The following is a 15,568-nucleotide window of genomic DNA, read 5'->3' as shown; positions in this document are numbered from 1 at the left end:
TGCTCCTTTCCCTATTTAGCCTGCATTTTTTAATGCAAAATCTCGACCAAATAGCAGTTTATTTCTAAATGAAGAAACAGGGGTTTGGTCTGCAATTAACTCTGCATACCACATGCCATCTTCAGTATCACCAAACAGTACTGCACCGATTACCCGATCGCTTTGAATGATAATACGCTTATAAATCTGGCGTTTTTCATCGTTCAGGATAATATCTTCATAATCATTTTTCGGCTCAAAATTACCAGCCGAGAATACATCGACACCACTGACTTTTAACTGAGTCGGCACAGTTGGTGCTTTAAAAGTTAAGCTGCCGTGCTCTGCTAAATGGGTCGCGCAAATAAAAGCTTGCCCCCATAGTGGTTCAACCAAACCAAAAGTTTGACCACGGTGTTCAATACACTCACCCACCGCGTAAATACTTGGGTCAAATGTTTGCATGGTGTCATTCACCAATACACCACGATTACAACGTAAACCAGCACTTTGTGCCAAAGCAATATTTGGACGAATGCCCACAGCAAATACCACGAGGTCTGCGTCTAAAACTGTGCCATCTTTCAATCGAATTTGCTTCACATGCCCATTTTCATCACCAATTAACGCTTCGGTATTGGCTTCGGTAATGATTTGAATGCCTTTTTGCTCAATACTATGACGAAGTAACTGGCTTGCACGCCCATCAAGTTGACGTTCCATAATACGGTCCATCAAATGTAGAACTGTGACATTCATACCGCGTTGTTTTAAACCATACGCCGCTTCTAAACCGAGTAAACCGCCACCAATCACGACTGCATTGTTTTTTGAATCGCAGTATTCAATCATGGTGTTGACGTCATAAATATCGCGGAAAGTTAACACGCCCTTTAAGTCAACACCTTGAACTGGTGGAATAAATGGTGCCGAGCCTGTTGCCAGAATCAAACGATCATAATCAACTGTCCGACCTTTTTCGGTGTAAACCACTTTACGTGGGCGATCAATTTTTACGGCTTTATCACCGGCAATAAATTTAATGCCTTTATCGTCATACCACTTTGGTGGATGCAACATAATGTCTTCAATGGTTTTTTCACCCGATAAAACCGGAGACAACATAATACGGTTATAGTTCCCCCATGGTTCTTCACCAATCACCGTAACTTCATAACGATCTGGCGCCATATCAAGTAAATCTTCCAGACAACGCATCCCTGCCAAACCATTCCCGATCAGCACCAGTCTAAGTTTGTCTTGTGATACACCTGTATTAGTAATATAAGTTTTTTGCGGCACCGCGTTGACCCAGACACGGCCATCAACAATTTTGCTCGGATAAACTGCCAATTTTTGGTCTTTATCTTCTAAACAACGGCCCGTAGCTAAACTGAAATGTTGTTTATAGATTGGAGATGCAACGACGCGTTCGCCTTGTAAATCACCAATAATCCCACGGCTCATCACATTCGCTTGGCTAAACGGATCTTTATTACTCAGCACGTAAACACGTTTTTCATGTCCTACACGAAAAATTGCTACCGCTTGGCCACCCACTAGTGCACCCGCACCAGTGTTTGGGGTTAAATCATCGAGTGCACAAACGTCAATCCATTGATCATCAGGAAGCATATTTTTGTCTTGTACAATATTCATAGAAACTCTCCTTTATGCTTCAACCATTGGAATACGGTCTTCTGAACGTTCAGCTTCGGTTAATGGACGAATTTGACCACGTTCAGTTGTAAATTGAATGTGTGGATCGGCCTGTTCATTTGCTCCTGCGTTGATATACGTTTGGAAGCGTTTGCGAACTTCAGGATTTTCCACCGCAGTACGCCATTCGTCTTGATATGTGCCAATGATGTGTTCCATACGGCGTTCAAGCTCGGCAGCCAAACCAAGTGAATCATCCACCACTACAGATTTAAGGTAATCTAAGCCGCCTTCCATGTTGTCGCGCCATACACTGGTACGTTGTAAGCGGTCTGCGGTTTGAATGTAGAACATATAGAAACGGTCGATGTAACGGATGAGCGTTGCTTTATCAAGGTCAGATGCAAGTAACTCTGCATGACGTGGTTTCATACCACCGTTACCACAGACATAAAGGTTCCACCCTTTTTCGGTCGCGATAATCCCCACGTCTTTACCTTGCGCTTCCGCACACTCACGAGTACAGCCAGACACTGCCATTTTCAATTTATGCGGTGAACGCAAACCTTTGTAACGGTTTTCAAGTTCAATCGCTAAACCAACCGAGTTATCTACCCCATAACGGCACCAAGTGCTACCCACACAAGATTTCACTGTACGTAACGACTTACCATAGGCATGACCAGACTCGAAGCCCGCAGCATTCAGCTCTTCCCAAATGAATGGAAGCTCGTGAATTTGCGCACCAAACATGTCAACGCGTTGACCGCCAGTAATTTTGGTGTACAGGTTATATTTCTTCGCAATTTGACCAATCGCGATTAAACCATCTGGAGTCACCTCACCACCTGCCATACGCGGTACAACCGAGTAAGAACCGTCTTTTTGGATGTTACCCAAATAGTAGTCATTACTGTCTTGTAAGCCTGCATGACTTGGCTCAAGTACGAAATCGTTCCAGCAAGATGCCAAAATATTTGCGGCAGCAGGTTTACAGATATCACAACCTAAACCATGACCATGTTGATGAATCAAATCATCGAATGTCTTAATTTCATTGACACGAACCAAGTGATACAACTCTTGACGCGAGTACGGGAAGTGTTCGCAAATGTGGTTATTTACAGTCACACCTTGACGTTGCAACTCTGACTTCAACACTTGTGTCACTAATGGTGCACAGCCACCACATGCTGTTGCTGCTTTGGTGCATTTCTTTAATGCACCTAAAGAGGTCGAACCATCGCTAATTGCTTGGCAGATGTCTGCTTTTGATACGTTGTTACACGAACAAATGGTCGCGCTGTCTGGAAGTAAATCTACACCGCTACCACCAGACTTACCTGCTGATTGTTCAAAGCCGGGCATAATCAAGCTTTCAGGAACTTCAGGTAAAGCCAGACCGTTTAACATCATTTGTAAAAGGTCATTGTATTCTTTGGCATCGCCCACCAAAACTGCGCCCAGCAATTTGGTTTTATCTGCATTTACAACGATCTTTTTATAAACTAATGCATGCTCATCTGCATAGAAGTAGCTTAATGCACCCGGAGTCATGGCATGAGCATCACCTACAGAGGCAACGTCCACACCCATCAACTTCAACTTGGTGCTCATGTCTGCACCAGCGAAGCAATGACATTCTTCATCTAAAATATGTTTTGCTGCAATACGCGCCATGTCATAGCCCGGTGCAACCAAACCATAAATTTTATTTTGCCAAAGCGCACATTCACCAATGGCATAAATATTGTTATCTGAAGTTTGGCAATAATCATTAATGACGATACCGCCACGCTCACCAATCGCCAGACCACTGTTACGCGCAAGTTCATCACGTGGACGGATCCCCGCAGAGAATAAAATGACATCTGCTTCAAGCTCACTACCATCTGCAAATTTCATTACATGTGTAGTGCTGTTGCCACATTCGATAGATTGTGTCGCTTTTTGTGTATGAACTTTTACACCAAGGTCTTCAATTTTACGGCGTAAAACTTTACCGCCCAAATCATCAATTTGAACTGCCATTAAACGTGGCGCAAACTCAACAACATGTGTTTCTAAATCTAAATCACGTAAAGCCTTTGCAGCTTCAAGTCCAAGTAAACCACCACCAATCACTACACCTGTTTTTGCATTAAGACTCGCTGCACGAATCGCGTCTAAGTCTTCAATCGTACGGTAAACAAAGCAGTTTTCACGGTCATTACCCGGAATTGGTGGAACGAATGCATACGAACCAGTTGCCAACACCAATTTGTCATAGCTGATGACATCACCATGATTGGTTGTGACTGTTTGTGCTGCTGTATCAATTGCAGTTGCTTTGGTATTTAGACGTAAGTCAATGCCATGAGCATCAGCAAAGTCAAAACGTGCTAAAGATAAATCTTTTGCTGATTTCCCAGAGAAATATTCTGTCAAATGTACACGGTCATACGCGATACGAGGTTCTTCCGCGAGAATCGTGATTTCCAGTTCATCATCTGCTTTTTCTAAAATGGCTTCGATGAATTTGTGGCCCACCATACCATGACCAATCATTACCAATTTCATAGTGTTTCTCCTCAAATCACGTTGCTTTTAAGCTGCGTTATTGCGTTCTCAAATAGACGTTGTTTTTTTGCCTTGTGTTCTACCGAGAAGCGAATCAATCTCACAAAGCATGTAGCTGCTTGGAATCCATTTTTCCCACTCGTTAATGACACCCAGTGCACAGCAAAGTCATAAAAAGAAATAAAAAAAGCGAGCCCCCTCATAGAGAAGGCTCGCATCGCTGGAACTGAAAAATTAGATAATTCAGATGTAACTTTTTTATGCAATAAAAATAAAGACATGGCCTTCACTCCGACTGAACGTAAATTCTTTGTGTGCACAGTTGCACTCACAAATTCGATCAGAACGGACATCGTTGGCCGTCTTTAAAACTTATGGTCGTCTTCGACCTGTAATTAAGTAAGCATTTTGCATGCCAATTCTTATGTAAATTTAATTTATTAATTTTTTATTTTTAATTTCATATAGATATAATTTCGCCAGCTATCTTATAAAAATAATGTCTTATTCTATTTGCCCCATCGCGTTACACTTAAATGCTTAAGATAAAAATATGTCTTGCCACAAAATGAATCGTATTTTTGCACCAAGACTGACCACATTCATTGTTTAGCTCGCTGAAATGCCACTTAAACTGGATTTTTTGTTTAGTTTTGGATGGCACTAATCTTGCTTAAAACCTGATAACAAAAAACGCGTCGAATTGGCGCATTTTCTTAGCCTGATTTTCTGAACTTATGCCAAAACTCAAAATAGCCCTTATTGATGATGATCATGCGCGAGCAGACTATATAAGAAAAAGTCTGCTTGAAAATGATTTTGAAGTGGTCGCTTGCCTTACTTTGGACCATTTAAATATTTTTCGTCTCGAGCATTTACAAGCAGATGTGATCTTGCTCGATATGGATCATCCTCATCGTGACATTATTGAAAGTTGTGTGAGTAGCTATGACCTACCGACTGTCCTGTTCACTAAAAATTCAGATAAAGACACCATCAAACAAGCCATCGATGCGGGAGTAACGGCTTATATCGTAGATGGCATAGACCCTGCCCGTTTACATACCATTTTAGAAATCTCGATTGAGCAATATAAAAAGCACAAAAAACTCGAAGGTGATTTAAAAGAGGCTCAAACCAAATTGGCTGACCGTAAAGATGTTGAAAAGGCCAAAGTGTTACTCATGCAACTCCACGGGCTGCCTGAAGATACAGCTTTCCAACTTCTTAGAAAAAATGCCATGAGTCACCGTATAACGATTGGAGAAATGGCACGGCGGTTACTTGATGCCCAAAAATTACTCAACAATCAACTAAAGGATGAATAAATGAGCACATTAGAAAAGACTCAATTACAACTCGGCTATATTCCTTTGCTTGATTGTCTTGCATTGCTTTGGGCAAAACAAAGAGGCTTCTTTGAAGAGGTGGGTTTAGATGTCACTTTAGTTAAAGAAGCATCATGGGCAAGTCTTCGAGACCGTCTTGCTTTTGGGTTATTAGATGCAGCGCACTGCTTATCTGCAATGTTACCTGCAGCGGCTGTCGGCACAGATCAAATTGGCACGCCACTACAAACATCACTCGTTTTAAGTGAAAACCGTGCTTTCATTAGCTTAAGTCAAAAACTTACTCATCAACTTGCAATTCAAAAAAATGATACGGCTCAAGTAACAGCGCAAAAAGTGGCAGATTATCTCGAACAAGGTCACTCCATTTCTTTAGCTCATGTATTTAAGCATTCTATTCATCATTATTGTTTAAGAGAGTGGCTCGCCTTAGCAAACCCTGAACTTGCACAATCTATCCAGCTTAAAACATTACCGCCACCTTATATGGTCGAAGCATTAGACAAACATGTGATTGATGGTTTTTGTGTCGGAGAACCTTGGAATACTCAAGGAGAGCTTTTAGGTTTAAGTAAAATGATTTGCTCAAGTCAAAACATTATTCCACCTGTGGCTGATAAGGTTTTAGCCGTAACTCAAGAATGGGCTGAACAGCATCCACAAACACTGGTTGCACTCACCACGGCAATTATGAAAGCCCAACAAGAATTGAGTGAGTTAGACGATTTTGCTCCAATTTTAAAATTATTAGTCGAGTTTGGAATTGTGCGCTTCCATTGTTCAGAAGAAGTACATGTCGACAAATACTATATGATTCAGGATATTGTCCGTCATTTAGTAAAAGAAAGTGCACTTCCAAAAGTAGAAGACTTTTATTGGCTGCTCGAGCAAATGCAAAAATGGGATGAACTTCAACTCGACCAAGCACAAATCACAAGCTTGGGTGCTCAATGCATTAATCTTGAGGCTTATGAACAAGCTAAACAACACTATCGTTCATAACTTTTCTACTTATTAAATCGCCATAAAAAAAAGCTGTCTTTTGTGACAAAGACAGCTTGAAAGACCCATAAGACAAAATGCGAAACACGCATTCCTATATTTTCTAGGCTCAACTGATCCATTGAAAATATAGCGCTTATGGAAATGATCATATCTATCTAAACGTATCATTTTCAGACATTTTCATATCAATAACTGCCACTTGATCAATTTCAGTTCATTATTCAAAGCATCTTAAGTCAGTCTTTAAATACCTCTCTTCTTTAAGCCTTAAATCTACCCATGCTCACTACAGAATAGTGATGCATCAATTACGCGGGTGAGGTCATAAATTTCATTTTATTTCTTCAAAATAATTTCTCGCATCTGTCTTAATTAAATTAATTTTTTTAGCCATAAAGTAATTTATTGCCTATGTCATTATATTTAAAAAGATTTATTTATTAATCCTTTTGTAAAACTTAAATATTACGATTCAAATAATTAGACAAAAAAAATTAGTGAAAAATCCTCTAAGTCCCTGCCTTTCTGAGTTACAAACCGCAACAATCATGGCACAAATGGTAATAATAATTTAATTAATAATCATTATCATTCACACCACATAAAAACCTGAGAAGATCTACCATGATCCATGAAAATATTCTCGACTGCATAGGTAAAACGCCACTACTACAATTATCAAGGCTATTCACGCATCAATCGATCTCAGTGATTGCGAAAATGGAATTGTTAAACCCAGGAGGAAGTATTAAAGACCGTCCAGCATTATTCATGCTACAGGAAGGCCTGAAATCTGGAGTGATTAATAAAGATAGTCATATTGTTGAAAGCTCATCAGGGAACTTAGCGATTGCGCTTGCAATGGCTTGCAAAATATATGGATTAAAATTTACTGCCGTTATTGACCCGAAAATTGCCTCAGCAAACTTACAAATGTTGAAGCTCTACAAGGCTAATATCGAAATGGTCTCTGAAAAAGACCAAAACGGCGGTTATTTAAAAACCAGAATTGACACTGTAAAACGACTCTGCCAACAGCTTCCAAATGCTGTTTGGATTAATCAGTATGCAAACCCAAATAACTGGAAAAGCCATTATTTTGGAGAAGCAGAAGAAATCCTAAATCAAATTGATCGCAAGATTGATTACCTCGTGATTGGGGCAAGTACCTCTGGCACGATTATGGGCGTATCTCGTCGCCTTAAAGAAAGATTTCCAGAATTAAAAGTGATCGCAGTCGATATCGTCGGCTCTGTGTTGTTTGGTGGCACATCTGGTCCACGCGAAATTCCTGGCATTGGTGCAAGTACTGTCCCACCGCTACTCTCCCCCGATGAAATTGATGATGTCATTTATGTAGATGACTATGAGTCGGCACTCGGTTGCCGAGAACTTCTTGAGCATGAAGGAATCTTTGCTGGCGGTTCAAGTGGCTCATCAATTTCAGCCATCAAAAAACTGATTCCAACCATTCCTGATGGATCGTGCGTCTTAACACTGTTGCCCGATCGTGGCGATCGTTATCTCGATCTTGTTTATGAAGATGAATGGTTCGAAATGATCAAGAAGCGTCACTTCAATCGAAACTTACGACGCCAAGAAAACCTTACTTTACAAAATGTTGTTTAACCTTCTCCTTAGGAAATATTCATGAGCAATTTGGCTACCCTTCGCTACTTAAGTCAATCAGATTTATTAAATCTTGGCGCAAATCATAGTAATTCATTTATTGAAGCAATTACTGAAGGTTTAACCCTGCATGCAAATAAACAGTTTGTTCAACCTTTAAAACCTTATCTTCGCTGGCAAGGTGCAGACCATATTGCCGACCGTATTATCGCAATGCCTTGTTATTTAGGCGGCAACGACCCGATTGCCGGAATCAAATGGATTGGTTCAAGACAACATAACCCTAAAAAATTCAATATTCCGCGTGCCAGCGCACTGATTGTTTTAAATGACTCAGAAACAAATTATCCAGTTGCAGTGATGGAAGGCAGCTTAATTAGTGCCATGCGAACTGCGGCAATTACTGGTGTTTCAATTAAATATCTAGCAAAAAAAGACTTTTCAGACATTACTGTAATTGGCTGCGGACCAATTGCTCAAATGCAGATTAAGACTGTGCTTGAACAATATGCTCAAGTGAAAAAAATCCATTTATTTGATGTAAACCCTGAAGCAGCTGAAAAACTCAAAGCGTTGTTTTTATCAGAATATCCGAATCTAGAAATTGAAATTCATGACAGTGCTAAGTCTGCGATTCAACAAGCCGATGTCCTCATTACCTGCACAGTTTCAGATAAACCTTACATTCCGTTTGAGTGGCTTAAAAAAGGCTGCTTTGTTTCAAATATTTCAATTATGGATATCGAGCCTGAAGTCTTCTTAAAAGTCGACAAAGTGATTGTAGATGACTGGGACCAATCAAACCGAGAAAAGAAAGTCATCAATGTACTGGTTGAAGATGGCTTATTCAGCCGTGAAAAACTACATGCTGAACTTGGCGACATCATTATTGGTCATAAAAACGGCCGCGAACACGAAGATGAAATCATTTTGCTAAACCCAATGGGCATGGCGATTGACGATATTGTCTGCGCTAAATGGTTCTTCAATGCTGCACAAGAACAAAACGTTGGCACGGTTCTACCGCTTTTATAAGAATAGGAATAACTAAAATGTTAGATCGGATTTACACAGCACAACTACAAAAAACGATAGATGCACTCTACATGGAGAATTATGGAGATTTTAAAGATTATATTTCCTATAAAAAGCCTTATATGGCAATTACTCTCAATGATGAGTTGGAACTCTATTTCAGCTGTTTAAAAGTAGATGGTGTAAATCCTTTCTATGTTACCCAACCCGAAGTTTTGCTTCATAACCTTTTGAGCAATAGAACTTCTAAAATTTCTATTTCTGAAGTTTTTAACTATTTAACCAAAGCATCTTGGTGGCCATCTCCACACCACCAAAAAGCGATTGATTATTGGCTAGATAACTTAGTAACGGCTGAAAAAATTCCTCAAATTTTACAGACAGCCCTTTCATTTTCTTCACCTTTGATTACTAGTGAATTGCTATCGCTGGTAGCTGACCGTCCATTTCATCCATTCGCTCACTCAAAAGGTGAACTTACACCACTCACAACTCAAAAAGAAATTGAGGTGTATTGGTGGGCATTTAAGAAGGATGACGTCATCAACAATATGGAGTCGATTCCTCATAAAGAGCTTCTGTTATCAGAAGTTGAGGAAAGTCATATTGCTCACAAAATGGCTCAGCTTTCAGATGATTACTTAGCCCTGCCTTTGTTAGAGACGCAACATCGCTATTTAAAGTTTGAAGAAAATAAGTACGACGGTATTGACCTAAACCATGTCACCACAATTGGTTTACCGACTTCTTCTTTAAGAACGCTTATTCACAACACAAACCCTACTCTGCACTTAAAACTCTCGACCAACGCCAAAACATTAGGTGCAATCCGCTCTATGCCAGGCCGTTATTTAATGAATGGTCATACGGCTTATGATTTTTTAAATGACGTCATTAATGAAACTGCTCTAATAAAAAATCGTCTCTTTTTGAGCAATGAAACCCACTGGTGGGTGCTGGGTAAACAAGAGCCGATTGTAAAAAATTTAGGTGTAATCGGTTGCCAAGTCCGACATTTACCCGACTTTTGCCAAGATAAAAATGTCACGCCAATCACTATGTCAGCTTTAAGCTGTACCTATGTTGACCCATGGGAAACATTAGGCGTTGAAGGTGACAAATGGTCATTACTAAAAGACTTAAGTGTTCATTTTATTCAAACATTCTTAACGCTTTGGGCAAAAGGAATCATGCCTGAATGCCACGGTCAAAACACCATGGTGTGTTATGAAAATAATAAGTTGAAATGCTTTGTTTTGCGTGACCACGATACCTTAAGAATATGTACCACAGCCATTAAAGAAAGTGGTTTTACCCCTCCGATTTATACCATCGATACCAGCACACCGAACAATCTTATCTTTACTAAAAATGAAGACTTATTTAATTACTTCATTACCCTAGGGATTCAAATTAACCTCTACCCGATTGCTTTAGCTACTTTGAAATATACGGATCGTACAGAAAGCGATTTCTGGGAAATGGTTCAAGACATTATTCAAGATTTTGTAGAAACCCAATCTATTTCAGAACAAACAAAATCTCAAATTCAAACTTATCTTTTTGACAATAAGACTTGGCCATTCAAACAGCTACTTACTCCTCTACTTGCGCAAGAAAGCGACTCAACAGGTATGCCAAGTAAAATCGGAAGTACGCCAAACCCTTATCAGAGCTTATCTGTTTCTAGCTATGAGACCATGGATATCTAAATCATGCGCTCATCTCGCCTAGATCATTTCATTATTTTGCTCTGTCAGTTTTTTTCTACTTTCGGGCTCATGGTGCTTATTCCGATCATGCCGCTCTATATGGAAAAACTGACGGCACATATGAGTGCTCCCACTATCTGGGCAGGTTTGGCACTCGCGGCTCCAGCTATTGGCAGCTTATTTACAGCACCAATTGTTGGCCACCTATCAGACACATTCGGCCATAAAAAAGCCTTGTTACTTTCTCTGGCTGGTTTCTGTATTTCAATACTGCTCATGGCGAGCGCCCAGCATTTATACCTGTTTATTTTCGCGCGAATTTTACTGGGTTTTTGCGGTCTTTCTGTGATCTTAAATGCCTATATTTCATATCTTTCTAATGAACAACAACGTGGTGCCGCTTTTGGGCAACTACAAAGTAGTGTTGCGCTAGCTTGCCTATGTGGTCCCGTGCTCGGCGGGATATTTATGGATCAATGGCGGGTTGAAGTATTACTCAACACGACAGCATTTGTTGTGATGACACTCATTGTGATTGCGTCATTTGTATTAACCAATCCCGTTAAAATCGAAACCACAAAAACCAAAGAGAAATCTAAGCTTCCAGCTTTCTTTGATAGAACGATTTTTTCATGGTTAAGCGCTGGCATTTTGGTTCAAGCGGGCGGCTTTGGTTTGGTGTCTTGCTTCGTTTTATACATTAGTGAAATAAGCCAAAGCACTCACTCATCGTTATCTGCTGCGAGTTTAACGGGAACCATTCATGCGCTTTCATGGGGAGCAGCCTTTATTGCTGCAACCTATTGGGGGAAAAGAAATGATGATAAAGGAGACTCTTTTAATAACTTCATTTACGCATCCTTAATTTGCGGCATCACGATTTTCGCATTGATCTGGGTTTCTAATCTCTGGCTGATTCTTGTATTACGACTCATACAAGGCTTCTGCTTTGCAGCCCTTATTCCTTCGATCTTACACACAATTTCTCTAAAAGCCGGCGCTCAAAGCCAAGGAAAAGTGATTGGTATTTCTAATAGTGCCTTTGTCTTAGGACAACTTATTGGCCCAATCACGATCACGCTCACCTACTCATTTTTCAATATTACTGCTGCATTAATCTGCACCTCACTATTTTTTATCGGTGCGGGATTAGTGGTGATTTTGAACAGATTCTTAATGGATACAATTTTAGAAGAGGCACAAGAATGAACTCAATTATTACAACCGATGCATGGTCTTATAAACTTTTCGAACAGTACCTGAATACTTTCTTTCGTGAACTCAAAGTAAATCTTGAAAAGTACATTATCCCAGCTCAAGATTCTCCTTTATTCACCCTATATGCGGAGCAACCAGACACACTGTATTTTGCTTATACGTTTAATGCGTCTAACACGATTGTTTATGGTGCAGTTCAGCATCTATCCACCACTGGTTATCATAGATATCAACGTGGTTTTGTTCTGCAAAATTTAAACGACAATACATTTGACTCGCTCACCGACCCAAAAAAATTAGTGAAGCTGATTACAGATGAGTTGAATAGTTTATTTAAAGATAAAAACCAAAATAAGAACCTGTACTCCGATATTGCCAATAGTATCGAAAATACAAAATTCTTTTTAGAAAATAGGCCTTCCCAAACAGTAACTAAAGCGTTAAGTGGTTTTCAGGCTACGGAACAAGGCATGTTATATGGTCACCCTTTTCATGTGACCTCTAAAGCCAATTTAGGTTTTTCTAAAGAAGACATGAAAAAGTATAGCCCTGAGTTAGGCGCAAGTTTCCAACTTCATTACTTTGCAATTCATTCTTCTTTAATCCAAAAGCTTGTAAGTGAAGAACAGTCTTCTCACTGTATTGAAGATGAAGTTTTAGAAACAGCAAAAGAACGTTTACAAGAGAAATTCACAAATTATGAGCTCATGCCAACCCACCCTTGGCAAGCTAATTTCTTACTTCAACATCCATCTTTGAAGAAATATTTAGATAGCCAAGACGTGATCTATCTGGGAGCTTTAGGTCAAACCGTATGGCCGACCTCATCCGTTCGTACAGTGTGGTTACCTCAATCGAATCTATTCTTAAAGCTATCAATTGATGTACGAATTACCAGTTTCATTCGTAATAACCCAATGGATGAAATGGAACGCGCGATTGATGCGAGCAAAATTATTATTAATCAAAAGATTAATGAGCAATATCCAGACCTTGTGTTTCTGCCGGAGTTAGAGGCAAAAACAGTCAAAATTCCAGAGCTTGAGAGTTCATTTGGTATTCTTTATAGAGCAGGACTCACGCCAGAGACATTAGAAAATACCAGAATGCTCGGTGGCTTGGTTGAAGAAAATGAAAACCATGAAATCCCGCTTTTAAGCATTATTCAGCAAGCGGCACCCAACCAAAATCTACAATCGAAAGACGCGAAAGACTTCATTACTTTCTGGTGGAAACAGTACGTTAAAGTTTCACTCATTCCATTAATTGAGTTGTTTGCAAACAAAGGCATTAGCGTAGAAGCGCACATGCAAAATAGTTTAATGGAATTTAAAAACGGCTATCCACATCGCCTTATTCTTCGAGACATGGAAGGCATTAGCATTGTTCCAGAAATGATAGAAGATGACTCATCTATTTCTGAAGATAGTACCGTTTGGTTCTCGCAGAAAGATGCATGGATCTTTTTAAAATATTACCTCGTGATCAATCACATTGCTCATCTCATCAGTGCAATTGCACGAGTTACGGCCATTGAAGAATCTGAGCTTTGGCAAGCCACACGCCTTACGCTCACGCAAGAAAATTTTAGCGCCAAAGGCCAGCAATATCGCGATTTATTAATTAATTCACTCACATTACCAATTAAGGCAAATATGTTAAATACGCTCTACCACAGTGGTGGCAATCCTATCTGGATTGAAGTTGAAAACCCTATTTATAAATATCGCGGCGCAGAAGCACTTTGCCCTCTTCAACCAACACAACAAACCGATTATAAAACCCTCGCGGAAAATCGCGTGATGGGCCAATTATTAGAAGCACTCATTTTTGAAAATACTTTTAAATACGAGTTTTCTAAAGGTCAGATCAAGTTTTATATTTCCGATACTATTTTTTATACCTGTGCGGCCAAACGACATTTCAGTTTTAAACGCATTAAGTTAGATCCTTCAAGTTTAGTCCGTTCTGATATTACTTTAGGCACTGAAACTCACCCTAACTTAAAAACATTACTTGCCGATCTAAAAAATATTATTGAAGCTGACCCAGTTAAATGGCAAAACTTTAATGATGAACTCAATTTAACTTACGTTAAACATGCGCAAACTTTAAGCCAAGCCCCTGCTCAACCTTTAAGAACCTTGCCTTATTTAGAACAAGAAGCACGAATTACCAATGCACATTTATATCACCCAAGTTTTAAGTCTCGTATCGGCTTCGATTTAAAAGAAAACCAGAAATATGCACCCGAGCTTTCTGAAGGTTTTACGGTTCAATGGGTGGCGACTCACAACAGCTTATGCAAACTGGTTTTAAGTGAAACGATTAATCTAGAGCAGCTTTATAAACAGCTTTTTTCAGAAAAAGATCTAAAAGCCATTACTGATCAATTGAAAGAGCAAAATGTAGATTTTAAAGATTATATCCTCACCCCAATTCACCCGTGGCAGTGGGATAAAATTATTGAATTATATTATCAAGATGCGATTAGCAACCAACTGATCATCCCGTTAGATATTGAAGGACCGACTTATTTACCGCAGCAGTCGATTCGAACCTTATCAAATATTAGTGATATCTCGGCGCTTTCTCTTAAATTGGCAATGAACTTGGTCAATACTTCTACCTCTCGTGTATTGGCACCGCATACCGTTCAAAATGCGGCGAAAATGAGTGACTGGCTTTATAACATTGTTGAGCAAGACCATATTTTAGAAAAACAGCGCAAGCCTGTTATTTTAAGAGAGATTGGCGGTCTTTCAGTTAACCAGCAAATTGCGCTACCTGTTCAATACGGCGCACTCGCTTGCATTTGGCGCGAAAGTATTTACAGCTACTTAAAAGAAGGCGAATCGGCAACGCCAGTAACAGGACTAATGCAACTCGATACAGACCAAAAACCGCTGATTGATGAGTGGATTCAAGAGTACGGTATCGAGTTCTGGTTAGAAAAATTACTCACCAATGCTTATTTACCAATCATGCATATTTTGTGGTGTCACGGCCTCGCTTTAGAGTCACATGCACAAAACATGGTACTGATTCATAAAAATGGCTTACCCGTTAAAGCGGCTTTGAAAGATTTCCATGATGGAATTCGTTTTAGCCGTCATCTTTTACGTGAGCCGAACCTTTTACCTAACTTACAAGATGCGCCAAAAGAGCACGCCAAGATTAACCCGAACTCGTTCTTGGAAACCCACTCTCCAAATGAGTTAAGAGACTTTACTCAAGATGCACTTTGGTTTGTAAATTTGGCCGAGTTAGCAATTTTCTTAAATGAACATTATGACTTCGATGAAATGAAATTCTGGACCATGTTAAGAACCATTATTAATCAGCATAAAGAAACTCACCCAGAGTTTGCCGAGCGATATGAATTGTTTAACTTTACAGATGACACCATCGATATTGAACAAC

At 39.7% G+C, this 15,568-nt stretch carries 11 protein-coding genes; 7 read left to right on the top strand and 4 right to left on the bottom strand.

Features of this window, described 5'->3' with window-relative positions; translation table 11 throughout:
• Positions 1 to 15: 15 nt before the first annotated feature.
• Genes nirD through J655_RS0104470 form a run of 3 tightly spaced genes read right to left on the bottom strand, consistent with a single transcriptional unit; the run spans position 16 to position 4,478 of the window.
• Positions 16 to 1,638: a nitrite reductase small subunit NirD gene (nirD, locus tag J655_RS14010; protein WP_032052530.1), complete on the bottom strand. Its 1,623-nt coding sequence runs from the start codon at positions 1,636 to 1,638 to the stop codon at positions 16 to 18.
• A 12-nt stretch (positions 1,639 to 1,650) separates the two neighbouring features.
• A complete protein-coding gene (gene nirB, locus J655_RS14005) occupies positions 1,651 to 4,197 on the bottom strand; it encodes a nitrite reductase large subunit NirB (protein WP_032052529.1) in 2,547 nt (848 codons plus the stop codon).
• 11 nt (positions 4,198 to 4,208) lie between these two features.
• A complete protein-coding gene (locus J655_RS0104470) occupies positions 4,209 to 4,478 on the bottom strand; it encodes a hypothetical protein (RefSeq protein ID WP_306308256.1) in 270 nt (89 codons plus the stop codon).
• Positions 4,479 to 4,934: 456 nt separating this feature from the next.
• On the opposite strand from J655_RS0104470, the gene J655_RS14000 reads away from it, so the two are divergent.
• Together J655_RS14000 and J655_RS13995 are read left to right on the top strand one after the other, a co-directional pair.
• Complete coding sequence (locus J655_RS14000; RefSeq protein WP_002115726.1) at positions 4,935 to 5,525, top strand: ANTAR domain-containing response regulator; 591 nt, start codon at positions 4,935 to 4,937, stop codon at positions 5,523 to 5,525.
• Positions 5,526 to 6,548, top strand: a complete 1,023-nt coding sequence (locus J655_RS13995) for an ABC transporter substrate-binding protein (protein ID WP_017480940.1) — start codon at positions 5,526 to 5,528, stop codon at positions 6,546 to 6,548.
• Positions 6,549 to 6,553: 5 nt separating this feature from the next.
• On the opposite strand, the gene J655_RS24605 is transcribed toward J655_RS13995, so the two are convergent.
• Positions 6,554 to 6,670, bottom strand: coding sequence for a hypothetical protein (locus J655_RS24605; RefSeq protein ID WP_080612837.1), 117 nt, complete (start codon positions 6,668 to 6,670; stop codon positions 6,554 to 6,556).
• A gap of 505 nt (positions 6,671 to 7,175) precedes the next feature.
• Here J655_RS24605 and sbnA point away from each other — a divergent pair.
• The 5 genes from sbnA to J655_RS13970 form a co-directional block, all read left to right on the top strand.
• Positions 7,176 to 8,180: a 2,3-diaminopropionate biosynthesis protein SbnA gene (sbnA, locus tag J655_RS13990; RefSeq protein WP_005068826.1), complete on the top strand. Its 1,005-nt coding sequence runs from the start codon at positions 7,176 to 7,178 to the stop codon at positions 8,178 to 8,180.
• A gap of 21 nt (positions 8,181 to 8,201) precedes the next feature.
• On the top strand, positions 8,202 to 9,215 hold the full coding sequence (gene sbnB, locus J655_RS13985) for a 2,3-diaminopropionate biosynthesis protein SbnB (RefSeq protein ID WP_002115662.1): 1,014 nt from the start codon (positions 8,202 to 8,204) through the stop codon (positions 9,213 to 9,215).
• A gap of 71 nt (positions 9,216 to 9,286) precedes the next feature.
• A complete protein-coding gene (locus J655_RS13980; RefSeq protein ID WP_080612881.1) occupies positions 9,287 to 10,927 on the top strand; it encodes an IucA/IucC family protein in 1,641 nt (546 codons plus the stop codon).
• A gap of 3 nt (positions 10,928 to 10,930) precedes the next feature.
• A complete protein-coding gene (locus tag J655_RS13975; protein WP_032052528.1) occupies positions 10,931 to 12,136 on the top strand; it encodes an MFS transporter in 1,206 nt (401 codons plus the stop codon).
• Positions 12,133 to 15,568, top strand: a 3,436-nt coding sequence (locus J655_RS13970) for an IucA/IucC family protein (RefSeq protein ID WP_050675387.1), incomplete at its 3' end; no start/stop codon positions are given. The genes J655_RS13975 and J655_RS13970, both read left to right, overlap by 4 nt.

The sequence above is a fragment of the Acinetobacter sp. 1294243 genome, assembly GCF_000588015.1.
In the GTDB taxonomy this organism is placed as follows: domain Bacteria; phylum Pseudomonadota; class Gammaproteobacteria; order Pseudomonadales; family Moraxellaceae; genus Acinetobacter; species Acinetobacter pittii.
The sequence above is the reverse complement of the archived record's forward strand: the minus strand, read 5'-3'. Positions and strand labels throughout refer to the sequence as shown.